Origin of the sequence: Bradyrhizobium sp. SHOUNA76 (genome assembly GCF_023006445.1) — a bacterium.
Lineage (GTDB): Bacteria > Pseudomonadota > Alphaproteobacteria > Rhizobiales > Xanthobacteraceae > Bradyrhizobium.
Genome location: NZ_JALBHA010001036.1, coordinates 1 through 742 on the forward strand (window position 1 = coordinate 1; position 742 = coordinate 742).

Consider the following 742-nt stretch of genomic DNA (forward strand, 5'->3'; position numbering starts at 1 on the left):
CGCGACCGCTCACCGGCGGGCAGCGATCTGGAATCGCCGGGATAAAGCGGCGCGCCGTCGGGATCACGCGGCCAGGGGCCGTCCGCCTCCCGCGCGGAAACGAGCTTTGCGATCTCGGCGCGGCTCTCGAAGGCGGGATAGACGAGGCCAAGCGCGGACAGCTTGTCCAGCGCGGCGCGATATTCGGCGAGATGCTCGGACTGCCGCCGCACCGGCGACTCCCAGTTGATCCCGAGCCAGGCGAGATCCTCGTAGATCGCCGTCTCGAAATCCGGCCGGCAGCGCGTCGTGTCGATGTCCTCGATCCGCAGCAACAGAAGCCCGCCGGTCTCGCGCGCGCGATCGAAGTTGAGCAGCGCGGAATAGGCGTGACCGAGATGGAGGTGCCCGTTGGGGCTCGGGGCGAATCGGAAAACGGGTGGCGCCATTTGACAGATCTCGTCATGGCCGGGCTTGTCCCGGCCATCCACGTTCTTCGGTGTCATACGGCGCCCCTGTCAATGTCACGAACAGATACGAGCACCGTCGCTCATGGTACACATGCCGAGTGGTTAGAAAGACGTGGATGGCCGGGTCAAGCCCGGCCACGACGTCGGAGATAGTTTGCCGAATTGCCATGACCATCCACCTCGAAACCCAGTCCGATCTCGAAGAGGCCGTCCATGCGCTGATCAAGCGCGACCCGCGCCTGAAACCCGTGCTTGCGGCGGCCGGCATGCCGGCGCTGCGGCGGCGCGAGCCG

General features: G+C 66.3%; 1 protein-coding gene and 1 pseudogene. One reads left to right on the plus strand and one right to left on the minus strand.

Annotated elements, in window-relative coordinates; all coding sequences use genetic code 11:
• Positions 1 to 428, minus strand: a 428-nt coding sequence (locus MOV74_RS39535; RefSeq protein WP_246933040.1) for a glutamate--tRNA ligase family protein, incomplete at its 3' end; no start/stop codon positions are given.
• Positions 429 to 616: 188 nt separating this feature from the next.
• Between MOV74_RS39535 and MOV74_RS39540 the strand changes: the two are divergent.
• Positions 617 to 742: pseudogene (locus MOV74_RS39540) on the plus strand (DNA-3-methyladenine glycosylase 2 family protein); the annotation flags it as partial.